Below are 25,133 nucleotides of genomic sequence, written 5' to 3'. Positions count from 1 at the left end.
GGTCGGCCAGTTTGTTAGAGGGTCGCAAGATTAGAGGGTCACAAGATGAGGCACCGTCGAAAAGTGAGCCTGGCGATGGCAGTGCTGGGGCTGTTGGCGCTGCTGGGAGGCTGCGACAGGGCGCCGGCCAACAGCCAGGCGGCAAATCCAGCGGTCGATGCCCGGGCCGCCGTGCGCGTCAGCCAGGTGCGGCACAGCGCCGCCGAAGAGCGACCGCGCTTCCCCGGTGTCGTGCGCGCGAGGGAGCGGGTGTCGCCGGCTTTCCTGCATGCCGGGGTGCTCAGTGAACGGCTCGTGGCGCGCGGTCAGCGCGTCGAGGAGGGCGAGCCCCTGGCTCGCCTGCATAACCCCGCCCTGGAGCCTGCCCTGGCCGGAGCCGAGGGGCGGGTGAGGGAACTCGATGCCCATCTCGCCAGGCTGGGCAGGGATGTGGAGCGGGCCCGGGCGCTGCGCGAACGGAACCTGGTTGCCCAGGAGGAGCTGGATCGGCTGGTGTCGGAACGGGAGGCCACCGTCCAGGCCAGGGAGCAGGCGATGGCCTCCCGGGCCGATGCCCGGGCCCAGGTCGACGAGATGACGCTGCAGGCTCCCTTCGCGGCCGACGTGGCCGATCTGTTCGTGGAACCGGGTGACTTCGTGGCTGCCGGCGAGCCGGTGCTGGCGCTGTCCGGTGTCGATGGCGTGGAAGTGGCGATTCGCGTCCCTGTGATGCTCGGTGCCCGGTTGGCCCCAGGGATGGAGACTCAGGTATCGCCGGTACTGCAGGAAGGCCGTTTCCCGGGGCGGATCAGCAGTGTGGGGAGAGCCGATACGGCGCTGGTGCCAGTGGTGGTCGCACTCGATTCGACTTCGAGACTGTCCCCCGGGGAGTCGGTGCAGGTATACCTCTCCGTGCCCATGACGCCATCGCTGCAGGTGCCGCTCGCGGCGGTGCAGGACCCCGGGGGGCATGCGCCCTATGTGCTGGCGCTCACGGATGACGAGACCGTGCGGCGGGTTCCGGTGGCGCCGGGCCGGCTGGAGAACGGCTGGGTGACCGTCTCGGCTCCGCTCTCTGCCGGCGACCGGGTGGTGGTGGCGGGCCAGGGGCGCCTTCAGCAGGGCGATAGCGTGCGGGTATTGCCATGAAGTGGCTGCACGCGACGTTGCACGTCAAGCGCCTGGTGTTGACCGTGACGGCGCTGCTGGCGCTGATCGGGCTGGCCGCCTGGCTGACCATGGATCGTCAGGAGGATCCCTTCTTTCCCTACCGCTTCGGCCAGGTGCTGGTGCCCTATCCCGGCGCGGAGCCGGAGCAGGTCGAGCGTCTGGTACTCAATGCGCTGGAGGAGGAGCTGGCCCAGGTCGAGGAGGTCAACGAACTCATCGGCACGGCGCGGCTGGGGGTGGCGCATGTCAACATCGAGATGCACGAGCATGTCTATGACACCGACGCCGCCTGGGAGCAGATCCGTATTGCAGTGAATCGGGCCTCGCGAAAGTTTCCCAGCGGGGTGGGGGAGGCCGAGATCAGCGACCGGGACTCCGACGCCCATGGCATCGTGCTGTCGGTGACCGGCTCCAGTGATCTGCTTGAGTTGCGCGAGGCGGCCGAGCGGCTGAGGCGGGATCTGTTCCGGCTCAAGGAGGTTGCGCGCATCGATCTGCTCGCCGACCCCGGGCAGCAGGTCACCGTCAGTTGGGACGATGCACTGGCGGAGCTGACCGGGCTCGATGCCCGGGCACTGGGCGATCAACTGGCCGCCCGCAACCTGACTGCCGCGGGAGGGAACCTCTCCAGCGGCGGCCGCTCGGTGGTACTCGACCCTGTGACGGAGTTCGGCAGCCTCGAGGATCTGGCCATGACGCCGATTCGTACGCGGCGTGGCGACGTCATTCCGTTGGGCGAGCTGGCCGATGTGCGCCTGTCGCCACGGGAGCCCGCCACCGAGCGCATCTGGCATGACGGTGAGCCTGCCGTGGCACTGGGGATCATTCTTTCCAACGAACGGGTCAATGCGGTCCGTTTCGGCGAATCCCTCCGTAGCCTGCTCGACGAGGTGCGTCCCGCCTATGCGCCGCTGCAGATCCAGGAGATGTTCTATCAACCCCGCTGGGTGGAGCAGCGCCTGGCCGAACTCGGCTTCTCGCTGCTACTGGGCATTTCCATTCTCGGCGTCCTGCTGTTCCTGACCATGGGCCTGAGGCTGGGGTTCGCGGTGATGCTGATCGTGCCGCTGGTGACCTTCTCGGCCCTGGCCATCTATGCCATGGGGGGCGGCATCCTGCACCAGATCGCCGTGGCCGGCATGGTGATTGCGCTGGGTATGCTGGTGGACAACGCCATCGTCATGGTGGAGAACCTGCAGTGGCATCGCGACCAGGGGCTCTCGGCGGCGGAGGCCGTGTCGCGTTCGGTACGGGAGCTCGCCGCGCCGCTGCTGGCGGCAACTGGTACCACCCTGGCCGCCTTCGTACCGCTGCTGCTCTCCAGCGGCAATACCGCCGACTTCACCCGGGCGATTCCAGTGATGGTGATGCTGACCCTGGTGGTCAGCTATCTCTATGCCGTCTTCGTCACCCCCGTTTTCGCCGCCGCCATTCTCAAGCCCGGCGGCTCACGGCGGCGCAGCCTGTCAGGCGCCGGCAGGCGGATCGGGCGCTTCGCCGTGCACTGGCCCGGGAGCATACTCGCCGGTGCCGTGGTCCTGCTGGTGGGAGCGCTGGCCATGGTGCCACTGCTCAACCATGACTTCTTTCCCGATACCGACCGCAACCAGCTGGTCATCGACCTGCACTTCGCCGAAGGTACACACCTCGATTACACCGCCCATGAGGCGAGCGCTCTGGCCGCGGACCTGCGTGAGCAGCCTGCGGTGACCGCTGTCCACCTCTTTGCCGGCTTCAGCGGTCCGCGGTTCTATTACAACCTGGTCGAGCAGCCGCGTCAGGCGCACCTGGCGCGGCTGGTGGTCGAGGCGGAGCATGCCGACGATCTGGCTCCTCTGATGGCCTGGGTGCGGGCCGTTACCCCGGAGCGGCTGCCACAGGCCGATGTGGTAGCGCGACGGCTAGGGCAGGGGCCGCCCGTCACGGCCCCCGTGGAGATCCGCGTCTTCGCCGAAGAGCGCAGCCGGCTCGCCGAAGGCACCGAACGCATCCTGGCGCTGGTGCGCGACACCGAGGGCGCGCGGGATGCGCGCCATACCCTGGGCGAAGGGCTGCCCACGCTGCGGCTGGAAGTGGACGATGCCCGTGCCGGCGAGTTCGGCCTGTCGCGGCGGGAGGTCGCCATGGCGGTGGCGGGTGCCAGCCGCGGCATCGAGGTGAGTACCTGGCGCGCCGAGCGCGAACCCGCGGCGCTGCTGATTCGCTCGCCGGAGGGCGAGCGCTTCCCGCTTTCCGCCCTCGAAGGGCTGCGCCTGACGGCGAACAGCGGCGACTCGGTGCCGCTCGGCGAGGTCGCCGCCTTGCGTACGACCTGGCAGCCGGCAGTGATCCAGCATTACGGCTTGCGCCGCATGACCACCGTGCTGGCCGAGGTGGCGGATGGCCAGACCTATGCCAGTGTGCTGGACAGGCTCGAGCCGCGCCTGTCCGGACTCGAGCTACCCGAGGGCGTGACCTACGCGGTGGGTGGGGCGGCCGAGTCGGCGGGGGATGCCAATACGGCGCTGTTCCAGACCCTGCCGTTCGGCATCCTGCTGCTGGTCGTCTTCCTGCTGGCGCAGTTCAACTCCTTCCGCCAGCTGGGCATCGTATTGACCACCGTGCCGCTGGCGGCCATCGGCGTGATCCCCGGCCTGTGGCTGACCGGGCAGCCGTTCGGCTTCACCGCCATGCTGGGCGTCGTCGCCCTGGTGGGGATCGTGGTCAACAATGCCATCGTGCTGATCGACCTGATGAATACCAATCGCAGGCAGGGCATGCCGCTGAATGATGCGGTCGTCGGGGCGGTCGTTCGGCGCACTCGGCCGGTGCTGCTCACCACCGCCACCACCGTTGCCGGCCTGGTACCCCTGACCCTGACGCAGTCGACGCTGTGGCCGCCGATGGCCTGGGCGATCATCTCAGGGCTTCTCGCCTCGACTCTGCTGACCCTACTGGTGATCCCGGCGCTCTATCGGCTGGTCATGAAATGGTAAGCGTAGCCGCCCTTGCCGCTATCCCTCGTGGATCGTGTCCATGGGGTAGAAGCGCCCGGCCTGGGCGTCGCGGATGCGGCGCAGTACCAGCGGGCTTCTCAGGCGCCCCGCGCGCTCCAGTCCCTCGAGTTCCTCCAGGGTGAGCCAGTGCACGGCCTGGATCGCCGGGTCGAGCGGGCTGCCCAGGTGGGCCAGGGCCATGCCGTAGAAGCCGTGGCTGTGGAAGGTGATGCCGCTCGGGGCGGAATACACGTACAGGCCCAGGTAGTGGGACAGGCCGGCTCGCCAGGCGGTCTCCTCGCGCAGCTCGCGCAGGGCGGCGTCCTGGATGCGCTCGCCGGGCTCCAGGTGGCCGGCGGGCTGGTTGAACAGCGTTTCGGGGCCGCCACGGTCCTCCTCCACCGTCAGGAAGGCCCCGGCGCGCTCGATCACGCTGGCGACGGTGACACGAGGCGTCCAGCGGCTCATCGCTTGCCTCCCCGGGCGGCCGGTTTGCGGCGCGGCGCGCGGGGTTTGCCGGGCTTGCCGCGGGGCGAGGGGGACGGGGCGTGCAGGGTCTCCCGGCGCCACTGCCCGGGAGCCAGGCCGTCGAGTCGCCAGGGGCCGATGGCGACCCGCACCAGGCGCAGGGTGGGGTGGCCGACATGGGCGGTCATCCGCCTGACCTGGCGGTTGCGTCCCTCGCTGAGGGTGAGCTCCAGCCAGGTGGTCACCGGATGGCGCCTGGGGTCCAGGGGTGGGTCACGCTCGGGCAGGCCGCTCGCCTCGAGGCGGCGCACCTTGGCCGGGCGGGTGAGGCCGTCCTTCAGCTCGACGCCACGGCGCAGCGACTCCAGGGCGGCGTCGCTGGGCGTGCCCTCCACCAGCACCCGGTAGGTCTTGGGCTGCTTGTGGCGCGGGTCGCTGATGCGATGGATCAGCGCGCCGTCATCGGTGAGCAGCAATAGCCCCTCGGAGTCGTAGTCGAGGCGGCCGGCGGCGTAGATGCCGGGCACGTCGATGACGTCGGCCAGGGTGGCGCGCCGTTCACCGTCACCCGCCCCGTCAGCCTCGGCCGGGCGATCGGTGAACTGGGAGAGCATGCGGTAGGGCTTGTGCAGCAGGTAGAGGAAGCTCATTCGACGAAAGTCTTGCTACCATAGATTGTCGACAAATATTGGGGCAAGCCTACTCCGATTGTCGTGCTGAATGCTATACTCCGCGCTCCACTGAACAGACCAGACAGGGGAGTTCTCAATGGGGTTCCAGAAAATTGTCGTCCCGGAAGGCGGCGAGAAAATTACCGTCAACGCCGACAACACCCTGAACGTGCCGAACGAGCCGATCATCCCGTTCATCGAGGGTGATGGCATTGGCGTCGACGTGACGCCGGCGATGAAGATCGCCATCGATTCCGCCGTTCAGAAAGCCTACAACGGCGAGCGCAAGATCCACTGGATGGAAGTCTATGCCGGCGAAAAGGCCACCCAGGTCTATGACGCCGATACCTGGCTCCCGGAAGAGACCCTGGAAGCGGTCCAGGACTACGTCGTCTCCATCAAGGGCCCGCTGACCACGCCGGTGGGCGGTGGCATCCGCTCCCTGAACGTGGCCCTGCGCCAGAAGCTCGACCTCTACGTCTGTCAGCGTCCGGTGCGCTGGTTCGAGGGCGTGCCGAGCCCGGTCAAGAAGCCCGCCGACGTGGACATGGTCATCTTCCGCGAGAACTCCGAGGACATCTACGCCGGTATCGAGTGGAAGGCGGGGACCCCGGAAGCCGACAAGGTGATCAAGTTCTTCCGCGAAGAGATGGGTGTCACCAACATTCGCTTCCCGGAAAACTGCGGTATCGGTGTCAAGCCGGTCTCCGTGGAGGGCACCAAGCGTCTGGTGCGCCAGGCCCTGCAGTACGCCGTGGATAACGACCGCGCCTCGGTGACCCTGGTGCACAAGGGCAACATCATGAAGTTCACCGAGGGCTCCTTCAAGGATTGGGGCTATGAGCTGGCCAAAGAGGAGTTCGGTGCCGAGCTGCTCGACGGCGGCCCCTGGATGACCTTCAAGAACCCCAAGACCGGCAAGGAGATCGTGGTCAAGGACGTCATCGCCGACGCCATGCTGCAGCAGATCCTGCTGCGCCCGGCCGAGTACGACGTTATTGCCACCCTGAACCTCAACGGCGACTACCTCTCCGACGCCCTGGCGGCGGAAGTGGGCGGCATCGGCATCGCGCCGGGCGCCAACCTCTCCGACGCCGTGGCCATGTTCGAGGCGACTCACGGCACCGCGCCGAAGTACGCCGGCCAGGACAAGGTCAACCCCGGCTCGCTGATCCTCTCCGCCGAGATGATGCTGCGTCACATGGGCTGGGTCGAGGCCGCCGACCTGGTGCTCAAGGGCATGGAGAAGGCAATCTCCAAGGGCGAGGTCACCTATGACTTCCACCGCCTGATGGACGATGCCAAACTGCTCAAGTGCTCCGAGTTCGGTCAGGCCGTCGCCGACAACATGTAAGCGGTCCGGCGCTGCCCGGGGCCCTCGTCCGCATGGCGGGCGGGGGCCCTTTGCGTGTTGACCATGAACCCTGCCGGCCTGGCGGCGTCCAACCTGAGTCTAGGCGCCTAAGCACAGCCGGCTTGTCGAGATGGTGTGTGGCTTTTATGTTCAAGAGAGACGTACCCGGCGGGCGGTGGAGAGTTGGCGTGATCGCCGGCATGACCCGGCCGCGGCAACCGGAGGAAGAGGACGACGGCGACCTGGCCGTACAGTCGTCGGAGCCTGAGTTGGCTCGTCCACCGATGTACAAGGTGGTGCTGCATAACGACGATTTCACGCCCATGGAGTTCGTGGTGGAGGTGTTGCAGACCTTCTTCCACATGGACAGCGAGACCGCCGTTCAGGTCATGCTGACGGTGCATACCCAGGGCAAGGCGACCTGTGGCGTCTTTACCCGCGATATTGCGGAAACCAAAAGCCATCAGGTCAATCAATATGCGAGAGAGTGTCAGCACCCGCTGCTGTGTGACATCGAAGCGGCGGACTGACTCCCGGTGGTTGTCGAGACGGGATCTGAATGGCAGTCGTTGAGGACCAGACTTGCAACGGCGGCGATTGTGCCCGATGTTGATGATGCCGGACCTTGAAAGATCCGACGCAAGCCCTAAGCGGCGAGAAGGGGACTGCCATGCTGAGCAAAGAACTTGAACTGACCCTGAACACGGCGTTTACCGTGGCCCGCTCCAAGCGCCACGAGTTCATGACCGTGGAGCACCTGCTGCTGGCGCTGCTGGACAATGCCTCTGCAGCGGATGTGCTGCGGGCCTGTGGGGCCAACCTCGACAAGCTGCGGTCCGACCTGCAGGATTTCATCAACTCCACCACACCGTTGATTCCCGAGGATCAGGGCGACCGGGAAACCCAGCCGACCCTGGGCTTCCAGCGCGTCCTGCAGCGGGCTGTGTTCCATGTGCAGTCCTCGGGCAAGAGCGAAGTGACCGGGGCCAACGTGCTGGTGGCGATCTTCTCCGAACAGGAGAGCCAGGCGGTCTACTTCCTCAAGCAGCAGAACGTGGCGCGTGTCGATGCCGTCAACTACATCGCCCACGGCATCTCCAAGGTGTCCGGCCACGGCCAGGCGCCCTCGGCGTCACCCTCCGAGTCCGAGGAGGCCGAAGAGGGCGGCGGCGAATCCAGCGCCAACCCGCTCACCGGCTATGCCACCAACCTCAACGAGCAGGCGCGGCTGGGCAAGATCGATCCGCTGATCGGCCGCGAGCACGAGCTCGAACGCGTCATCCAGATCCTGGCCCGGCGGCGCAAGAACAACCCGCTGCTGGTCGGCGAGGCGGGGGTGGGCAAGACCGCCATCGCCGAGGGGCTGGCCAAGCGCGTCGTCGAAGAGGACGTGCCCGAGGTAATCAGCGACGCTGTGGTCTACGCCCTGGACATGGGCGCGCTGCTGGCCGGCACCAAGTATCGCGGCGATTTCGAGAAGCGCTTGAAGAGCCTGCTCGCCGAGCTCAAGAAGCAGCCCAATGCGGTCCTCTTCATCGACGAGATCCACACGGTGATCGGCGCCGGGGCGGCCTCCGGTGGCGTCATGGATGCCTCCAACCTGCTCAAGCCGCTGCTCTCCTCCGGTGAACTGCGCTGCATCGGTTCCACCACCTTCCAGGAGTTCCGCGGCATCTTCGAGAAGGACCGGGCGCTGGCGCGCCGCTTCCAGAAGGTTGATGTCATGGCGCCCTCGGTGGAGGACACCATCCGTATCCTCAAGGGGCTGCGCTCGCGCTTCGAGGAGCATCACCGCCTCAAGTACACCGACGGCGCCCTGGAGAGTGCCGCCCGGCTGGCCGATCGCTACATCAACGATCGCCACCTGCCGGACAAGGCTATCGACGTGATCGACGAGGCCGGTGCTCACCAGCGGCTGCTGCCGCCGGAGGTGCGGGTCGAGACCATCGACATCGATCAGGTCGAGGCGGTGGTGGCCTCCATTGCGCGGATTCCGCCGAAGAGCGTCTCCAGCTCCGACCGCAAGCTGCTCGAGAACCTCGATCGCGACCTCAAGATGCTGGTGTTCGGTCAGGATGAAGCCATCGACAGCCTGTCGGCAGCGATCAAGCTGTCACGGGCGGGGCTCAAGTCGCCGGACAAGCCGGTGGGCAGCTTCCTGTTCGCCGGGCCCACCGGGGTGGGCAAGACCGAGGTGGCCCGCCAACTGGCGCGGATCATGGGCATCGAGCTGGTGCGCTTCGACATGTCCGAGTACATGGAGCGCCACACGGTATCGCGGCTGATCGGTGCCCCGCCGGGCTATGTCGGCTACGACCAGGGCGGGCTGCTCACCGAGGCGATCACCAAGCAGCCCCACTGTGTGCTGCTGCTCGATGAGGTGGAGAAGGCCCATCCGGAAGTCTTCAACCTGCTGCTGCAGGTGATGGACCACGGTCGCCTGACCGACAACAACGGCCGGGAGGCGGACTTCCGTCACGTGATCGTGATCATGACCTCCAACGCCGGTGCCGAACAGCAGGCGCGTCGCTCCATCGGCTTCCAGACCCAGGATCACTCCACCGATGCCATGGAGGTGATTCGCAAGACCTTCTCGCCGGAGTTCCGCAACCGCCTGGACGGGATCATCCAGTTCCACTCCCTGCCCACCGCGGTGGTGCGCAGCGTCGTCGACAAGTTCCTGGTGGAGCTTCAGGCGCAGCTCGACGAGAAGCGGGTCCAACTGGACGTGGACATGGCGGCGCGGGACTGGCTGGCCGAGAAGGGCTACGACCCGGACATGGGCGCGCGTCCCATGGCGCGGCTGATCCAGGACCGGCTCAAGAAGCCGCTGGCCGAACTGATCCTGTTCGGCGAGCTCTCCGAGCATGGCGGGGTGGTACACGTCACCGTGGAGGAGGGCGAGCTGCACCTCTCGACCGAAGTGGAGCTGGCCGAGCCCTAAAGCGGCGTATGGCTGGCAAGGCACGACCCACAGCGCCCTGTCGAACGACGGGGCGTTGTCTTGTGTGCCGCTGCGAAATGTCAGAGGGGGCGTCAAGCGCCGGCCGGGGAGGGCGGCTCAGCGCGAGCGGTAGACGATACGGCCCTTGGTCAGGTCGTAGGGGGTCAGTTCGACCTTGACCTTGTCGCCGGTAAGAATGCGGATGTAGTTCTTGCGCATCTTGCCCGAGATATGGGCCGTGACCACGTGGCCGTTTTCCAGCTCGACGCGGAAGGTGGTGTTGGGAAGGGTGTCGACGACCACGCCTTCCATTTCGATATGGTCTTCGCGTGCCATATAGGCGGTTCCTCGCTGATGATGACAATGTTCCGGGCTTGTCTAGCAGGGGTGTCCAGCGCGCCAATCGCCGGTACAGGGCCCATGCCAACAGGATAGCGCGGTATTGTGCCGCAAGCGGGGCTCCAAGGCAAAGATGCCCTTGCGTCCCGGGTGTCCAGCGTGGTTCATCGAGGGGATCACAGCGGGATGGAGCGCCGCCAGTGTCGCCCGTCGAGAATCTCCAGCGGTTGGAAATTCTCCTTGTAGGCCATCTTGCGACACTCCCGGATCCAGTAGCCCAGGTAGACGTGGGGCAGGCCCAGCCGGCGCGCCTGCTCCACCAGGCAGAGCACGGCGAAGGTGCCCAATGAGCGTCGGTTCCACTCGGGGGCCGGGTCGAAGAAGGTGTAGATCGCCGAGAGGCCGTGTTCCAGCCGGTCGAAGGCGGCGACTGCCAGCAGCCGTTCGCCCAGGCGGAACTCCATCAGCCGCGAGTAGGGTTCGTCCAGGGTCAGGAAGGTGCGGTACTGCTCATGGCTCGGCGGATACATGTCGCCGTCGACGTGCCGAGTGCGGATATAGCGGTCGTACAGGGCGTAGTGTTCCGGGTCGAACAGCGCGGGGCGCTCGATCAGACGCAGGTCGGCGTTGCGCCTGGCCACGCGCCGCTGGACGCGGCTTGGCGTGAAGTCGGCCACCGGCAGGCGTACCGAGAGACAGGCGCTGCAGCCCTCGCAGTGCGGGCGGTAGAGATGCCGGCCGCTGCGCCGGAAGCCGAGCAGCGCCAGGGCATCATAGACCCCTTGGCCGTGGGATTCCTGGGGGTCGAGAAACAGGGTCGTGGCCTCGCGTCCTTCCAGATAGCTGCAGGCATGGGGCACGGTCAGAAAGAAACGCAGGTCCCTGACCGGCTGATGAGGCGTATTGCTACTCACGGGCGTCCGCCTCCTGGTCGGTTGTGGTTTGAGCGGTTGCCGATCATGGCGCGTCCACGGCTGCCTCTGCGGGGAGCGGCCAGTCGGGGAGCGGATGGCCAGCGTGCCGCAGCGTGGTGGTCGTCAGACATCCTTCAAGATAGTTGATGAAGTCGCTGCGGGCGATGTCCCGAGCGCCCAGGCTGGCCAGGTGGCGGGTGTGCATCTGGCAGTCGATCAACCGGCCATTGCCGGCCTGCATGGCGCGCACCAGGTGGACCAGCGCGACCTTGGAAGCGTCGCGGGCGCTGGAGAACATCGACTCGCCGAAAAAGGCGCCCCCCATGGCCACGCCGTAGAGGCCACCTACCAGCTGCTCCTCCCGCCACACTTCCACCGAGCGGGCGAAGCCGAGTTCGTGCAGGGCGACATAGGCGTGACGCATCGCCGGGGTGATCCAGGTGCCGGGCTGGCCGGCCCGCGGCGCGGCGCAGGCGTCGACGACCGTCCCGAAGGCGCGATTGAAGGTGGCCGCGAAGCCAGCGTTGCGCAGCCGCTTGGCCAGGCTGCGGCTGACGTGCAGCTCGTCGGGCAGCAGTACCATGCGCGGGTCAGGGCTCCACCACAGGATCGGCTGGTCGTCGCTGTACCAGGGGAAGATGCCGCGCCGATAGGCGGCCAACAGCCACGCCGGCGTCAGGTCGCCGCCGGCGGCCAGCAGGCCATCGGGGTCCCGCAGTGCCTGCGAGACGGGCGGGAAGCGCACCGGGTGTTCGGGTAGCCAGGGCAGCATGCGGAGGCTCCAGAAAAGTCCCTATTCTGACGCCGACGATGGCGGGGCTCAAGCGGTCGGAATGGGCTCTGTGCCGGGGCTGCCTGGCCCGGTATGATGGGCGGCTGAGACGATTTCTGGATGACGAATGCTTCTGACAGCGTCGCCCGCTGGCGGCGCGAGGGGGTGGGTGATTTGAGTGCGAAGGAAAAGCGTGCGCCGCGGCGTGCGACGGCGGAGAACGCCCGGCAGACGGCACAGCGTATGGGGCTTCGGCTCCAGGGGGCGGCCCGCGAAGGCGTGGTGATCGTGCTGCTGGCGGCCTGCGTCTTCCTGCTGCTGGCGCTGTTTAGCTACCAGGCCGCCGATCCTGGCTGGTCCCACCGCGGGCCCGAGACCGATGTGGCCAACTGGATGGGCCCCATCGGTGCCTGGCTGGCCGACGTGCTCTATTCGCTGTTCGGTGCCAGCGCCCTGTGGTGGCCGGGCATGCTGGGCTTTGCCGGCTGGTGGCTGATCCGTTCGCGTCGGGTGCGCTTCGAATGGGATGCCACGGCGGTGGCCGTGCGCCTCGGTGGGCTGGTGCTGCTGCTGCTGGGCACCACCACCCTGGGGGCGCTGCACTTCTACCATCCCGATAGCGTGCTGCCCTACTCATCCGGGGGCATCCTCGGCGAGGGGCTGGTGGGCGCGCTGGTGCCGCTGGTGGGACCCGGCGGCACCGGCCTGCTAGCCCTGGCCGCCATGCTGTGCGGCTTTCCGCTATTCAGCGGGCTGTCCTGGCTCAGCGTCATGGACGAGCTGGGCCATCGCGCCCTGCGCCTGTGGGGCTGGTTCGCCGTGCCCTTCGGTTTGGCCCGCGAGCGCCGCGAGGCCAGGCAGGCCGAGGCGCCGGACGACAAAGCCGAGGTCGGGGAGAGCCTCGATGGCGGTGAGTATGAGCCGCCGCCGCAGCGCGGCTGGCGCAGGCTGCTGAGTTGGCGACGCGGCGAGGCGATGTCGAGCCCCGCTGCTGGCGCGGCGCGCTTCGAGCCCGGCTTCGGCGACGACGGCAAGACCGAGATCCCCTGGGACGTGCCCGAGCGCACGCCCTCCGCCAAGCGGCCGGAAGCCGCCTATACCGCCCAGCAGGACGCCGCAGGCGCGGCCGCCTCGGAGTCGGCTGGCCGGGCGCCGCTCTCCAGTGCGCCGCGCTCCCCCGAGCCGCCGCCCGCGTCACCGCTGAGCGCTCGCCGCGACGAGCCGGAGACCCCGTCGGCAGCGATGCCGCTGAGCGCCAAGGAGCCCGAGGCGGGCGCTCCCGGCGACGAGGAGCCGGCCCGTGAATCCGCTCAGGCGAGGCCCGCGACGGAACCCCTCGTCGCCGATCGAGATGGCGCGCCGCAGGACGCTGAGTCGGATGATGCCGGGGAAGCGCAGGAGGCGCCCTGGCGGGCGGAGGCCGCCGCGCTCTTCTCGCCTCCCGAGCCGGCGGTGCCCGATGAGCCCGAGGCGGTGCCGACACCGGCTGAGCCACCCCGCACATCGCGCCGCGAGCCCGGCCTTGGCGACTGGCACCCGACGGAACCGGCGGAGGGTGGGCAGCGTGAGCCGCGGCTGAGCTGGGACGCTGTCGCCGATGCGACCGAGGAGGAGCGAGCGGAAACGGCCGCTGCCTCGACGCAGCTGCCGGAGCGGGAGGCACCCGAGTCGGGTGCGCCGGAAGGGCCGTCGCACCGATTCGAGGCCGCCGATCAGGCGGCGGGCCTGCGCGAGTGGCGCACCCAGGGGAGCGAGCCGGAGGTGGATTCCCCCCGGGTTGCCTCCGCCGAGCAGGGGCGAGCCGCGGCGGCCGAGCCGGAGGGTCCGGCGCTGTGGACCGTGGAGCACCTGCAGAGCCAGCGCCCCCAGCTCGACGACCTGCCCGAGCCGGATGGCGAGCTGCCCAGCCTGCGGCTGCTAACGCCCCCGGAGCCCCACCAGCGCAACTACACCGATGCCCAGCTGGCCGAGATGGCCGAGCTGTTGGAGACCCGGCTGCGCGAGTATGGCGTCAAGGCCGAGGTGGTCAACACCTGGCCGGGGCCGGTGATCACGCGTTTCGAGATCAAGCCCGCCGCCGGGGTGAAGGTCTCCAAGATCAGCAACCTGGCCAAGGACCTGGCCCGCTCGCTGATGGTCAAGAGCGTGCGTGTCGTCGAGGTGATCCCGGGGCGCCCCACGGTGGGCATCGAGATCCCCAACCCGCACCGCGCCATGATCCGCCTGCGCGAGGTGATCGACTCCGACCGCTACCAGCACGAGGCTTCGGCGCTGACCCTGGCCCTGGGCCAGGACATCGGCGGCGGGGCGGTGGTGGCCAACCTGGGCAAGATGCCCCACCTGCTGGTGGCCGGCACCACCGGTTCGGGCAAGTCGGTGGGGGTCAACGCCATGCTGATCTCGATGCTGCTCAAGGCCACGCCCGACGAGCTGCGCCTGATCATGGTCGACCCCAAGATGCTTGAGCTCTCCGTCTACGACGGCATTCCACACCTGCTGGCGCCGGTGGTCACCGACATGAAGGAGGCCGCCAACGCCTTGCGCTGGTGCGTGGCCGAGATGGAGCGGCGCTACAAGCTGATGGCCGCCATGGGCGTGCGCAACATCGCCGGCTTCAATGCCAAGCTCGACGAGGCCGAGCAGGCCGGCGCCCAGGTGGCCGACCCGCTGTGGGAGCCGCAGCCCTGGGAGATGCACCAGACCCCGCCGGTGCTGGAGAAGCTGCCCTACATCGTGGTGGTGATCGACGAGTTCGCCGACATGTTCATGATCGTTGGCAAGAAGGTCGAGGAGCTGATCGCCCGCCTGGCCCAGAAGGCGCGGGCCGCCGGCATCCACCTGATACTGGCCACCCAGCGCCCCTCGGTGGACGTGGTCACCGGCCTCATCAAGGCCAACATCCCCACGCGGATGGCCTTCCAGGTCTCCTCCCGGGTCGACTCGCGCACCATCCTCGACCAGGGCGGCGCCGAGAACCTGCTGGGCCACGGCGACATGCTCTACCTGCCGGCCGGGTCGGGCCTGCCGACCCGGGTCCATGGCGCCTTCGTCGACGACGACGAGGTGCACCGGGTAGTGGAGGACTGGAAGCGCCGTGGCGAACCGGACTACATCGAGGAGATCCTCTCCGGCGGTGTCTCCGCCGAGGCGCTGACCGGCCTGGAGGCCGAGGGCAGCGACGGCGGCGACGCCGAACAGGACGCCCTCTACGACGAAGCCGTGCAGTTCGTCACCGAATCCCGCCGGGCCTCGATCTCGGCGGTGCAGCGCCGCTTCAAGATCGGCTACAACCGCGCCGCGCGGCTGGTCGAGGCCATGGAGATGGCCGGGGTGGTCTCCACCATGGGCACCAACGGCGCGCGTGAGGTGCTGGCGCCGCCGCCGGTGGGCGATTGAGTGACCAACCGTGCAGCAACGATGAAAGCGCCGGCGGTCATGCAACGCCCCGCTGCCGGCCCGGTCAGAGTGACAGGACGCCACATTGGACCCGTTCAGGGAGTATGACCCCATGACAGTAAAGAAGACCCTTGCCGCCCTTGCCGTGTCAGCCCTGCTGCCGGTGACCGCCCTGGCCAGCGACGGTGCCGAGCGCCTGACCCGCATGCTCGAGCCGCTGCAGACCTACGAGGCGAACTTCGCCCAGCGGATCCTCGACGGCAGCGGCGAGCGCCTGCAGGAGGCCAGCGGCCAGATGTGGCTGTCGCGGCCGGGCAAGTTCCGCTGGGAAGTCGCTGCTCCCTACCAGCAGGTGGTCGTGTCCGACGGCGCTGACGTCTATCTCTACGACCCCGACCTGGAGCAGGTCACCGTGCAGGCGCTGGACCATCGCGTCACCCATACGCCGGCCCTGCTGCTGTCCGGCAGCGTCGGCGACTTGACCGACAGCTATGCGGTGTCGCGCCGCCAGCAGGGCAGCGCCGAGACCTTCACCCTGGTGCCGAAGGCCGCCGACACCCTCTTCGAGGAGCTGGAGATGACCTTCCGCGGCGAACGTCTCAGCGTGTTGATGATGACCGACAGCACCGGCCAGCGCACCGCCATCGAGTTTCGCGACGTGCAGATGAACGCGTTCATCGACGACAGTCGCTTCGCCTTCGAGATTCCCGAGGGCACCGATGTGATTCGCGATACGCATTAAGGCCTTCGGCCAGGAGCAAGGTTCCTCGCCCCTCGCCCCTCACCCCTAGGCGTCGCCGTCCCCATCCGCCTCGGCGTCGAGCTGGGCCCGCCAGGCCATCATCTGGCCATAGCGTTTCTCCTGGCCATGGTCGCTGGGCTCGTAGAAGCTGGCCCGCGGCAGGCCGTCCGGCCAGCAGTCATGGTCGCTGCCGGCCGGGTAGCCGTGGGGTTCGCTGTGGGCATAGCGATAGCCCTGGCCATGGCCCAGCGAGGCCATCAGCTTGGTTGGCGCATTGCGCAGGTAAGTGGGCACTTCCACGCTCGGCTGGGCCGCCACATAGGCCTGGGCCGCCTTCCAGGCACGTTCCACGGCGTTGCTCTTGGGCGCCACGGCCAGGTGGATCGCCGCATGGGCGATGGCGCGCTGGCCCTCATAATCCCCCAGGCGTCGGTAGGCCTCCCAGGCGGCCATCACCAGCGGCAGGGCGCGCGGGTCGGCGTTGCCGACGTCTTCCGAGGCGATCGCCGCCAGCCGTCGCACCACGTCCAGCGGGTCGCCGCCGCCCTGCACGAAACGGGCGATGTAGAGCAGGGCGGCGTCGGGACGCGAGGAGCGCACCGACTTGTGAATCGCCGAGAGCAGGTCGTAGTAGTAGTCCCCCTGCTTGTCGAAGGCGCTGGTCCGGTGGCTCAGGGCGGCCTCCAGGGCTTCCGGCGGCAGGCGCTCGCCGCCATCCTCGGCGACGGTGAAATCGCAGGCGTTCTCCAGCAGGCCCAGGGCACGACGGGCGTCTCCCGCCGCGGCGTGGGCCATGCGCTCGAGCAGTTCCTCCGTCACGGCGATGCGTCGTGCCCCCAGCCCGCGCTCGCCGTCCGTCAGCGCCTGGCGCATCACCTGGATCAGTTCCTGCTCGGAGAGGGGGGCGAGCACATGGACCGGGGCCCGGGAGAGCAGCGCCGAGTTGACCTCGAAGGAGGGGTTCTCGGTGGTGGCGCCGATCAGCGTCAGCAGTCCCGACTCCACGTGGGGCAGCAGGGCGTCCTGCTGGCTCTTGTTGAGCCGGTGGATCTCGTCGAGAAACATCAGGGTCGCCTGGCCCTGGTCGCGGGCGACGCCCGCCCGGGCCGCCGCCTCACGGATGTCCTTGACCCCGGCCATCACCGCCGACAACCGCTCCAGGCGGGAGCCGGACTCCGTTGCCAGGATCTCGGCCAGGGTGGTCTTGCCCACCCCCGGCGGCCCCCACAGGATCATCGAGCGGACGGTGCCGGTCTCGACCATCCGGCGCAGGGGTTTGCCGGGCCCCACCAGCGCCTGCTGGCCCACATAGTCATCCAGGCGGCGGGGGCGCATCCGGTAGGCCAGGGGGGCCGCGTCGCGGCGCGCCTCACCGAACAGGTCCATCATGATCTCCTTGCAGCGGTGGTGTCGGGGTGGTCAAATCAGGTTAGGCTCTTGATGGCAATACGACCTTGGGCGATGTGCGGTGTCGCTCCATAGGCGCTAGGGTGTAACAGCACCGGAGCCGGGTACGACGCCGGCAGCTGAAGGTGTCACAATGAACCCGTAACCGTGGCGCGTATCCAACCACTATACGCTCGCCCATCCGATGGAATGAGGAGGCTTCGACATGCCCATGCTGACCCAACTGCGTCGGGATCATGCCAACATGGCGCGCATGTTGCACGTCCTTCAGCTCAAGCAGAAGGCGCTGGCGGCCGGCGATCGCCCCAACTTTCAACTGGTTCGGGAGGTGGTCGACTATATCCTTGACTATATGGAGGGCTTCACCGTTCCTCTGGAACGGATCTGTACCGAGCGCCTGCAGACCCTGGCGCCCGAGAGCAATGATCTCACCGAGCGCCTCGGCAACGACTACCAGGCGCTGCGCACTCGGCTCAAGCGGCTGTCCAACGACCTCGACATGATCCTCATGGATGCGGTGGTTCCCATGGACCGCTTTGCCGAGGATCTGAAGGCCTATCTGGATGCCCATCGCGCCTACCTGCGCGATGAGCGTGAGCTGCTCTTCCCGCTGATTCGCGAACACTTCGACGATCAGGACCTCGAGCGTCTGGCCGAGGCTCTGCCCGACGGGGCCACAGCGGCGCTGGAGCGCCTGCAGGAGGCCTACCCCGAGCTCTATGCCGAACTGAGAGAGGCGCCCGTGCCCGCCACCTGACGGGCGCGGTGGTCATCGGCGTGTTTCCGTTGCCGGCGTAGCTGGTAGAATGGGCGGCTCACTGCCGCGGAGCGACCCTGCATGACCGTCCATTTGCCATGCCCGGCCCGATACTGATCTTCGACTCCGGCGTTGGCGGCCTCTCGGTGGTGGCGCCGCTGCGCCAGCGGCTGCCCGGCGTGGGGCTGGTCTATGCCTGCGACAACGCCATGCTGCCCTATGGCATTCGTCCGGATGGCTGGCTGGTGGCGCGTATCCTGGCGGTGTGCGAGGCGGCGGTGGCCGCCAGCCGCTGCGGCGTGCTGGTGGTGGCCTGTAATACCGCCAGCACCCTGGCGCTGGATGCCCTGCGGGCTCGGCTGAGCGTGCCGGTGGTGGGAACGGTGCCGGCTATCAAGCCAGCCGCCCGCATGAGTCGCAGCCGTCATATCGGCCTGCTGGCCACCAGCGCCACCGTGGCTAGGCCCTACACCGAGCGGCTGATCCAGGAGTTCGCCGCCGACTGCCGGGTGACCCGCGTCGCCGCGGATGCGCTGGTGGGGCAGGCCGAGCGGCTGGTGGTCGGCGAGCCCCCGGACCGCGCGATCATTCGCGAGGCCACGGCGCCGCTCTGGGACGCCCCGGACCTGGATACCGTGGTGCTCGGCTGCACCCATTTTCCCCTGCTGCGCACCCAGATCGCCGAGGCGGCGCCGCGCCCGGTGACCCTGGTCGACTCCGGCGAGGCCATCGCCCGGCGGGCCGCCCGGCTGGCGGTCGACCCACCGCCGAGCCAGGGCCGCGACCCGAGCTTCGCCACCGCCCCCGATGCCCGCCTGGCCCGGGCGCTGTCCCACTATGCCTTCGATGAGCCGGGCCTGCTGGCCGTCGGCTGATTTCCGATTTCCCCTGCACCGCACACGACAGGAGATGCCGTGTCCCTTCCCGTTGTCGAACCCGGCCGATATGACCAGCAGCTCGCCGCCAAGCGCGAGCGAATGATCCAGCAGTTTGCGCGCTTCGCGCCGCCGCCGCTTGAGGTCTTCGCCTCGCCTGCGACCCACTACCGCCAGCGCTGCGAGTTCCGTGTCTGGCATGAAGGGGACGACCTCTTCTATGCGATGTTCGAGGTCGACCCCGAGGACCCCAAGCGCAAGCACGTCATTCGCCTGGACCAGTATCCCGTGGCGAGCCGGGCGATCAATGAGCTGATGCCGCGCCTGCGCGAGGCGCTGCTCGAGAGCCAGGTGCTGCGGCGCCGGCTGTTTCAGGTCGAGTTTCTCACCACCCTGTCGGGCGAGACGCTGGTGACGCTGATCTACCACCGACCGCTGGACGACGCCTGGGAAGTCGCGGCCCGCGAGCTCCAGGCGCGCCTGGGTATCATGATCATCGGCCGTTCGCGCAAGCAGCGCCTGGTGCTCGAGCGTGATCATGTGTGGGAGCGGCTCGAGGTGGAGGGGCGCGAGTTTCGCTACCAGCAGGTGGAGAACAGCTTCACCCAGCCCAATGCCGAGATCTGCCGCGCCATGCTGGCCTGGGCCCGGGAGGTGACGCGTCACAGCCAGGGCGGCGACTTGGTGGAGCTCTACTGCGGCAACGGCAACTTCACCGTCGCGCTCGCCGAGAACTTTCGCCGCGTGCTGGCCACCGAGATCTCGCGCACCTCGGTGGCCAGCGCCCGAGAGAACCTGGCGGCCAACGGCATCGACAACGTGCGGGTGGCGCGGATGTCCGCCGAAGAGTTTGCCGCTGCGCTGAAGGGCGACAAGGGCGGTCGCCGGGTGGCGGAGATGGCGCTTGGCGATCACGACTTTTCCACCGTGCTGGTCGACCCGCCAAGGGCCGGTCTCGACGAATCGAGCTGCCGTCAACTGAGCGAGTATCGCCGTATCGTCTATATTTCATGCAACCCCGACACCTTGGCGGGCAACCTGGAGATACTCTGTCGGACCCATGAGGTGACGCGCTTCGCCCTGTTCGACCAGTTTCCCTGGACGCACCACTGCGAGTGCGGCGTGCTGCTGGAGCGGCGAGCCGACTAAGCGGCTCCCCGCTTCCCCCGGAAAGGCAGCGCAAACCGTCGGAATCGGCCTTATGCCGGCAAAGTCAAGGCCCGCGGCCGCAGACCATGATGCGGAAGCGACATGCTCCATGAGAAGGCTGGCAAGTCGATAGGGTGAGGATCGGGGCTGCAGTAAGCTGACATCAGGCGGCCACATGGCCGCGCTGACTTTTTCCCAGGGCCGCAAGCGTCGGCCCCAGGCAGCCGAGGTGTAGGGATGCATTACGAAACGATCGAAGCGGGCAGACAGGATATTCTCAAGCAGCTCCGGGAGCGCCTGTTCAGTCGCCTGGACGAGAAGCGGGCCGAGGCCGTGGACGCTTTCGCCCGCTATTTCTATGCCACGGTACCGCTGGAGGACCTCGCCGACCGCAGGCTCGACGACCTCTACGGCGCCACGCTTTCGGTCTGGCATTTCATCCAGCACCACGACCCGGCCGAGCCCAAGGTGCGTGTCTTCAATCCCGATTTCGAGGAGCACGGCTGGCAGTCGACCCACACCTTCGTCGCCGTGCTCCACGAGGACATGTCCTTTCTCGTCGACTCGGTGCGCATCGAGCTCAACCGGCGCGGGTTGACCGTGCATGCTATCCACAATGCGGTACTCGCCGTGGAGCGGGGGGGCGATCACACCCTGAAGCGGGTTGTCTCGCCGCGGGAGGCCGATGCTCCCCAGGCCCGCGAGTCGCTGATCGCCATCGAGATCGACCGCCACACGGATATCAGCGTGCTGGAAACGCTGGAGGACGCCCTGAGCGAGGTGCTCGAGGACGTGCGCACGGCGGTGAACGACTATGTGCCGATGTGTGAACGCGTTCAGGACGCCATTGCCGAGCTCAAGGAGTGCTGCCCCGAGCAGGTCGACCCGGCGGATCACGAGGAGGCCATCGCCTTTCTCGAGTGGCTGGTGCGCGACAACTTCACCTTCCTGGGCTATGACGAGTACGTCATCGAATCCGACGCCAACGGTGACCGCCTGACCAAGGTCGCCGGCAGCGAGCTGGGGGTCTTTCGCCTGGACCAGCCGCGCTACCAGGAGCGCATTCGCACCGAGCTCGGCGTCGAGGGGAATCGCTTCGTGCTGGTGCCCCAGCTGCTCTCCTTTGCCAAGAGCGCCCACCATGCCCGGGTGCACCGTCCTACCTATCCGGACTACATCTCCATCGACCGCTACGACGACAAGGGGCGCGTCATCGGGGAGCGGCGCTTTTTGGGGCTGTTCACCTCGACCGTCTACAATGAGTCGCCGCGCCACATTCCGCTGCTGCGCCGCAAGCTCAAGGCGGTGATGGATATCGCCGGTTTCAATCCCAAGGGGCACAACGGCAAGCAGCTGCTGCAGATCCTCGAGGTCTACCCCCGCGACGATATCTTCCAGATCGACACCGAGGAGCTGGCCAAGACGGCGCTGGGCATCCTCGATATTCGCGAGCGGCGCCGGGTGCGCCTGTTCATCCGCACCGACATCTCCGGGCGCTTCCACTCCTGCCTGGTGTTCGTGCCGCGGGATGTCTTCTCCACCGACCTGCGCCTGCGTATCCAGCGCCTGCTGTGCGAGGAGCTCAACGCCTCCTTCGGCGACTTCAACACCTACCTTTCCGAGTCGGTGTTGGCGCGCATTCAGTTCATCCTGCGCTTCAGCGAGGATGGCCCCCGCGACTTCGACATCAAGCGCCTCGAGGCCAAGGTGGCGCAGCTGGCGCGTAGCTGGCGCGACGAACTCCAGGCCGCCATGATCGAGGGCTTCGGCGAGGAGCAGGCCAATATCCTGATGGACCGTTTCCGCGACGCCTTCCCGGCCAGCTACCGTGACGATTTCGGCGCCCGGACCGCGGTGTTCGACCTGCAGCACATGGGGGAGCTGGATCGCGGCGAGCCCCTGGCGCTGACCCTCTATCGCCTGGTGGAAGAGGAGGGCAGCGGCGTCAACCTCAAGCTGTTCCACCGCGACCAGCCGATTCCGCTCTCCGACGTGCTGCCGATGATGGAGAACCTTGGGCTGCGGGTGATCGGCGAGCGACCCTACGAGATCGACACCCCGGATGTTCGCTACTGGATCCACGACTTCGACCTGGAGCACCACACCAGCATCGAGGTCAGCCTGCAGGAGATGCGCGAGCCCTTCATCGAGGCCTTCCGTCGCATCTGGGCCGGTGAGGCCGACAACGATGCCTTCAACCGCCTGGTGATCGTGGCCAACCTGGACTGGCGCGAAGTGGCCATGCTGCGCACCTATGCGCGCTACCTGAAGCAGATCCGCTTCGGCATGTCCCAGGACTATATCGCCGCCACCCTGGCCAACCATCCCGACATCACCCGTGACCTGGTGCGACTGTTCGCGCTGCGCTTCGATCCCAATCGACGCCCCGACGAGGATGAGCTCGACGCCTGCGTGGAGCGCATCATTCGCGGGCTGGACGGCGTGGCCAGCCTCAACGATGACCAGCTGCTGCGTCGCTACATGGAGCTGATCCAGGCCACATTGCGCACCAACTACTATCAGCCCGCCCGGGATGGGCGGGTCAAGGACTACATCGCCTACAAGCTCGACCCCAACCGGGTCACCGGTATGCCCAAGCCGCGTCCTGCTTACGAGATATTCGTCTGCTCCCCCCGGGTGGAGGGCGTCCACCTGCGCGGCGGCAAGGTGGCCCGCGGGGGCCTGCGCTGGTCGGACCGCCACGAAGACTACCGCACCGAGGTGCTGGGGCTGGTCAAGGCGCAGCAGGTCAAGAATGCGGTGATCGTGCCGGTGGGCGCCAAGGGGGGCTTCGTCTGCAAGCGCATGCCCGAGGGGGCCGACCGCGATACGCTTCAGCGCGAGGGTATCGCCTGCTACAAGACCTTCATCCGCGCCCTGCTGGATGTCACCGATAACCTGGTGGGCGGCGAGGTGGTGCCGCCGAAGAACGTGGTACGCCACGACGACGACGACGCCTACCTGGTGGTGGCCGCCGACAAGGGCACGGCGACCTTCTCGGATATTGCCAACGAGATCTCTGCCGAGTATGGGCACTGGCTGAGGGATGCCTTCGCCTCGGGCGGGGCCAACGGCTACGACCACAAGAAGATGGGGATCACCGCCCGCGGGGCCTGGGAGTCGGTCAAGCGTCATTTCCGCGGTCTGGGGCTCAATACCCAGGAGGAGGAGTTCAGCGTGATCGGCATCGGCGACATGGGCGGCGATGTCTTCGGCAACGGCATGCTGCTCTCCGACAAGATCCGCCTGGTGGGGGCCTTCAACCATCTGCATATCTTCGTTGACCCCGACCCGGATACGGCGGCCACCTTTGCCGAGCGCCAGCGCCTGTTCGACCTGCCGCGCTCGAGCTGGGAGGACTTCGATGCCTCCCTGATCTCCGAGGGGGGCGGGGTCTTCAAGCGCAGCGCCAAGTCGATTCCCATCTCCCAGGAGATGAAGGCGGTGTTCGGCATCGAGGAGGAGCGGCTGTCGCCCAACGACCTGATTCGCGCCATGCTGCGCTCCCGGGTCGACCTGCTGTGGAACGGCGGCATCGGCACCTACGTCAAGGGCAGCAGCGAGTCCGACACCGAGGTCGGCGACAAGGCCAACGATGCCCTGCGCATCAACGGCCGCGAGCTGAACTGCCGGGTGGTCGGCGAGGGCGGCAACCTGGGGCTGACCCAGGTCGGGCGCATGGAGGCCGCCGCCAAGGGCGTCCGCGTCAATACCGACTTCATCGACAACGCCGGCGGGGTCAACTGCTCCGACCACGAGGTCAATATCAAGATCCTCATCGATGAGATCGTCAAGCGCGGCGACATGACCGATAAGCAGCGCAACCAGCTGCTGGCGGACATGACCGAGGAGGTCGCCGATCTGGTGATCCTGGACAACTATCGCCAGACCCAGGCGTTGGATCTCTCCGAGATTCTCTCCCGCCACGGGATCGGGCCCTACCGCCGCTTCATCAGCGAGCTCGAGGCGGCCGGCCAGATCGACCGCGAGCTGGAGTTCCTGCCGGCGGACGAGGAGCTGCAGGAGCGGGCCGGCAACGAACAGGGCATGACCCTGCCGGAACTGTCGGTGCTGATCTCCTACGCCAAGAGCGTGCTCAAGGGGGAGGTGCTGGCCTCCGACGTGCCCGACGATCCCTATATTCAGCAGTACCTGGAGCGCATCTTCCCGCCGGTGCTGGTCGAGCGCTTCAAGGAGGAGATGTACGACCACCGCCTGAAGCGTGAGATCGTCACCACCCAGGTGGCCAACGATCTTGTCGACCACATGGGGGTGGTGTACGTGCGCCGCCTGATCGACTCCACCGGCGCGGGGCGTGCCGAAATCGCCCGCGCCTATATCATCGCCCGCGACAGCTTCCAGCTGGCTGATACCTGGGAGCGGATCGAGTCCCTGGACAATCAGGTGCCGTGCCAGGTGCAGTACGGCATGATGCTCGACCTGATGCGCCTGATCCGCCGCGCCACGCGCTGGTTCCTGCGCCAGCGCCTGGGACTTTCGACGCGGGATGCCATCGAGTACTTCGCGCCGCGGGTGGCGCAGCTTCAGGAGAGCATCGGTGAGCTGGTGCGCGGCGAGGAGCGTGAGGGCTGGGAGGCCAAGCGCCGCGAGCTGATCGAGGCCGGGGTGCCGGAAGAGCTGGCCGCCACCGTGGCCGGTGCCGGCAGCCTGTATGGGGCGCTGGGCGTCATCCAGGCGGCGCGGCAGACCGACGAGAAGCCGCAGCGGGTCGCCGAGATCTTCTACGAAATCGGCCACCGTCTCGAGCTGCCGTGGATGATCCAGCAGGTCACCAACCTCAAGGTGCGCGACAGCTGGCAGGCCCAGGCCCGTGAAACCTTCCGCGACGACATCGATCGCCAGCAGCTGGCGCTAACCGTCAGCGTGCTCAAGACCGAGGACGGCCGTGAGCCGGACGAGCGGGTCCAGCACTGGCTGGAAGCGCACAGCGCACTGCACGAGCGCTGGTGCCGCCTGGTCTCGGAGGTGCGCAGCGGCAGCCAGGCCAGCTTCCCGCTGTTCGCGGTGGCGGTGCGCGAACTGGTCGACCTCGCCGAGAGCAACGGCGAGAACTGAGCGCACACCCCCAGGGCGACACCGGCCCTGTCCGCAGGGCCGGTGATCGTCGCTAGCGTCCCACTCACCCCGCTGACCCCGCCCAAGTGGCGGGGTCCATCGTGGTGTGCCGACGGCGGTGCTATAATCCCGCTCCGCCGACGGC

17 protein-coding genes are annotated in these 25,133 nt (G+C 67.6%); 11 read left to right on the top strand and 6 right to left on the bottom strand.

Annotated features, from left to right (window positions below; translation table 11 throughout):
* Nucleotides 1-45 precede the first annotated feature (45 nt).
* Nucleotides 46-1,128 (top strand): efflux RND transporter periplasmic adaptor subunit, encoded by a 1,083-nt coding sequence (locus HOP52_RS06275; protein WP_238976512.1) that lies wholly within the window; start codon nucleotides 46-48, stop codon nucleotides 1,126-1,128.
* Complete coding sequence (locus tag HOP52_RS06270) at nucleotides 1,125-4,124, top strand: efflux RND transporter permease subunit (RefSeq protein WP_238976511.1); 3,000 nt, start codon at nucleotides 1,125-1,127, stop codon at nucleotides 4,122-4,124. Before HOP52_RS06275 ends, HOP52_RS06270 begins: the two co-directional genes overlap by 4 nt.
* A gap of 18 nt (nucleotides 4,125-4,142) precedes the next feature.
* Here the strand turns inward: HOP52_RS06270 and HOP52_RS06265 are convergent, their stop codons facing one another.
* Together HOP52_RS06265 and HOP52_RS06260 are read right to left on the bottom strand one after the other, a co-directional pair.
* Nucleotides 4,143-4,592, bottom strand: a complete 450-nt coding sequence (locus HOP52_RS06265) for an NUDIX domain-containing protein (RefSeq protein WP_238976510.1) — start codon at nucleotides 4,590-4,592, stop codon at nucleotides 4,143-4,145.
* On the bottom strand, nucleotides 4,589-5,242 hold the full coding sequence (locus HOP52_RS06260) for a pseudouridine synthase (RefSeq protein WP_238976509.1): 654 nt from the start codon (nucleotides 5,240-5,242) through the stop codon (nucleotides 4,589-4,591). The genes HOP52_RS06265 and HOP52_RS06260 overlap by 4 nt, the downstream gene beginning before the upstream one ends.
* A 118-nt stretch (nucleotides 5,243-5,360) precedes the next feature.
* Between HOP52_RS06260 and icd the strand changes: the two genes are divergently transcribed.
* The 3 genes from icd (at nucleotide 5,361) to clpA (ending at nucleotide 9,561) form a co-directional block, all read left to right on the top strand.
* The gene (gene icd, locus HOP52_RS06255) at nucleotides 5,361-6,617 is read left to right on the top strand and encodes an NADP-dependent isocitrate dehydrogenase (RefSeq protein ID WP_238976508.1); all 1,257 of its coding nucleotides are present in this window, start codon (nucleotides 5,361-5,363) and stop codon (nucleotides 6,615-6,617) included.
* A gap of 200 nt (nucleotides 6,618-6,817) precedes the next feature.
* Entirely contained in the window at nucleotides 6,818-7,147 is a 330-nt protein-coding gene (gene clpS / locus HOP52_RS06250; protein WP_238976673.1) for an ATP-dependent Clp protease adapter ClpS, read from the top strand.
* Nucleotides 7,148-7,287: 140 nt separating this feature from the next.
* A complete protein-coding gene (gene clpA, locus HOP52_RS06245) occupies nucleotides 7,288-9,561 on the top strand; it encodes an ATP-dependent Clp protease ATP-binding subunit ClpA (protein ID WP_238976507.1) in 2,274 nt (757 codons plus the stop codon).
* A gap of 117 nt (nucleotides 9,562-9,678) precedes the next feature.
* Here clpA and infA read toward each other — a convergent pair whose 3' ends face one another.
* From infA to aat, 3 genes are all read right to left on the bottom strand, one after another.
* Nucleotides 9,679-9,897 carry a translation initiation factor IF-1 gene (gene infA / locus HOP52_RS06240; RefSeq protein WP_010627817.1) on the bottom strand — a complete coding sequence of 73 codons (219 nt, stop codon included), beginning with the start codon at nucleotides 9,895-9,897 and terminating at the stop codon, nucleotides 9,679-9,681.
* Nucleotides 9,898-10,076: 179 nt separating this feature from the next.
* Nucleotides 10,077-10,814 (bottom strand): arginyltransferase, encoded by a 738-nt coding sequence (locus HOP52_RS06235; RefSeq protein ID WP_238976506.1) that lies wholly within the window; start codon nucleotides 10,812-10,814, stop codon nucleotides 10,077-10,079.
* A 43-nt stretch (nucleotides 10,815-10,857) separates the two neighbouring features.
* A complete protein-coding gene (aat, locus tag HOP52_RS06230) occupies nucleotides 10,858-11,586 on the bottom strand; it encodes a leucyl/phenylalanyl-tRNA--protein transferase (RefSeq protein ID WP_238976505.1) in 729 nt (242 codons plus the stop codon).
* A gap of 243 nt (nucleotides 11,587-11,829) precedes the next feature.
* On the opposite strand from aat, the gene HOP52_RS06225 reads away from it, so the two are divergent.
* Together HOP52_RS06225 and lolA are read left to right on the top strand one after the other, a co-directional pair.
* Nucleotides 11,830-14,982, top strand: a complete 3,153-nt coding sequence (locus tag HOP52_RS06225) for a DNA translocase FtsK (protein WP_238976672.1) — start codon at nucleotides 11,830-11,832, stop codon at nucleotides 14,980-14,982.
* A 112-nt stretch (nucleotides 14,983-15,094) separates the two neighbouring features.
* Nucleotides 15,095-15,724 (top strand): outer membrane lipoprotein periplasmic chaperone LolA, encoded by a 630-nt coding sequence (gene lolA / locus HOP52_RS06220; RefSeq protein WP_238976504.1) that lies wholly within the window; start codon nucleotides 15,095-15,097, stop codon nucleotides 15,722-15,724.
* Nucleotides 15,725-15,769: 45 nt separating this feature from the next.
* On the opposite strand, the gene HOP52_RS06215 is transcribed toward lolA, so the two are convergent.
* Entirely contained in the window at nucleotides 15,770-17,110 is a 1,341-nt protein-coding gene (locus HOP52_RS06215) for a replication-associated recombination protein A (RefSeq protein WP_238976503.1), read from the bottom strand.
* 232 nt (nucleotides 17,111-17,342) lie between these two features.
* Here HOP52_RS06215 and HOP52_RS06210 point away from each other — a divergent pair, with 232 nt between their 5' ends.
* From HOP52_RS06210 to HOP52_RS06195, 4 genes are all read left to right on the top strand, one after another.
* Nucleotides 17,343-17,888, top strand: coding sequence for a hemerythrin domain-containing protein (locus tag HOP52_RS06210; protein ID WP_238976671.1), 546 nt, complete (start codon nucleotides 17,343-17,345; stop codon nucleotides 17,886-17,888).
* Between the two features lie 98 nt (nucleotides 17,889-17,986).
* On the top strand, nucleotides 17,987-18,763 hold the full coding sequence (gene murI / locus HOP52_RS06205; protein WP_238976502.1) for a glutamate racemase: 777 nt from the start codon (nucleotides 17,987-17,989) through the stop codon (nucleotides 18,761-18,763).
* Nucleotides 18,764-18,802: 39 nt separating this feature from the next.
* The gene (gene trmA / locus HOP52_RS06200; RefSeq protein ID WP_238976501.1) at nucleotides 18,803-19,912 is read left to right on the top strand and encodes a tRNA (uridine(54)-C5)-methyltransferase TrmA; all 1,110 of its coding nucleotides are present in this window, start codon (nucleotides 18,803-18,805) and stop codon (nucleotides 19,910-19,912) included.
* 237 nt (nucleotides 19,913-20,149) lie between these two features.
* Nucleotides 20,150-24,988, top strand: coding sequence for an NAD-glutamate dehydrogenase (locus tag HOP52_RS06195; protein WP_238976500.1), 4,839 nt, complete (start codon nucleotides 20,150-20,152; stop codon nucleotides 24,986-24,988).
* Nucleotides 24,989-25,133: the final 145 nt, after the last annotated feature.

This window comes from Billgrantia campisalis (assembly GCF_022341425.1).
Lineage (GTDB): Bacteria > Pseudomonadota > Gammaproteobacteria > Pseudomonadales > Halomonadaceae > Halomonas > Halomonas campisalis.
Note: the sequence above shows the minus strand (reverse complement) of the source record. Positions and strands in the feature narration are given on the sequence as shown.

What these genes read in the sequence shown, in the direction of transcription:
- lolA (WP_238976504.1), top strand. Translation starts at nt 15,095, where the DNA reads ATGACAGTAAAGAAGACCCTTGCCGCCCTTGCCGTGTCAGCCCTGCTG.
- HOP52_RS06270 (WP_238976511.1), top strand. Translation starts at nt 1,125, where the DNA reads ATGAAGTGGCTGCACGCGACGTTGCACGTCAAGCGCCTGGTGTTGACC.
- HOP52_RS06215 (WP_238976503.1), bottom strand. Translation starts at nt 17,110, where the DNA reads ATGGACCTGTTCGGTGAGGCGCGCCGCGACGCGGCCCCCCTGGCCTAC.
- HOP52_RS06195 (WP_238976500.1), top strand. Translation starts at nt 20,150, where the DNA reads ATGCATTACGAAACGATCGAAGCGGGCAGACAGGATATTCTCAAGCAG.
- infA (WP_010627817.1), bottom strand. Translation starts at nt 9,897, where the DNA reads ATGGCACGCGAAGACCATATCGAAATGGAAGGCGTGGTCGTCGACACC.
- aat (WP_238976505.1), bottom strand. Translation starts at nt 11,586, where the DNA reads ATGCTGCCCTGGCTACCCGAACACCCGGTGCGCTTCCCGCCCGTCTCG.
- clpA (WP_238976507.1), top strand. Translation starts at nt 7,288, where the DNA reads ATGCTGAGCAAAGAACTTGAACTGACCCTGAACACGGCGTTTACCGTG.
- icd (WP_238976508.1), top strand. Translation starts at nt 5,361, where the DNA reads ATGGGGTTCCAGAAAATTGTCGTCCCGGAAGGCGGCGAGAAAATTACC.
- HOP52_RS06260 (WP_238976509.1), bottom strand. Translation starts at nt 5,242, where the DNA reads ATGAGCTTCCTCTACCTGCTGCACAAGCCCTACCGCATGCTCTCCCAG.
- murI (WP_238976502.1), top strand. Translation starts at nt 17,987, where the DNA reads ATGCCCGGCCCGATACTGATCTTCGACTCCGGCGTTGGCGGCCTCTCG.
- HOP52_RS06210 (WP_238976671.1), top strand. Translation starts at nt 17,343, where the DNA reads ATGCTGACCCAACTGCGTCGGGATCATGCCAACATGGCGCGCATGTTG.
- clpS (WP_238976673.1), top strand. Translation starts at nt 6,818, where the DNA reads ATGACCCGGCCGCGGCAACCGGAGGAAGAGGACGACGGCGACCTGGCC.
- HOP52_RS06225 (WP_238976672.1), top strand. Translation starts at nt 11,830, where the DNA reads ATGGGGCTTCGGCTCCAGGGGGCGGCCCGCGAAGGCGTGGTGATCGTG.
- HOP52_RS06275 (WP_238976512.1), top strand. Translation starts at nt 46, where the DNA reads ATGAGGCACCGTCGAAAAGTGAGCCTGGCGATGGCAGTGCTGGGGCTG.
- HOP52_RS06265 (WP_238976510.1), bottom strand. Translation starts at nt 4,592, where the DNA reads ATGAGCCGCTGGACGCCTCGTGTCACCGTCGCCAGCGTGATCGAGCGC.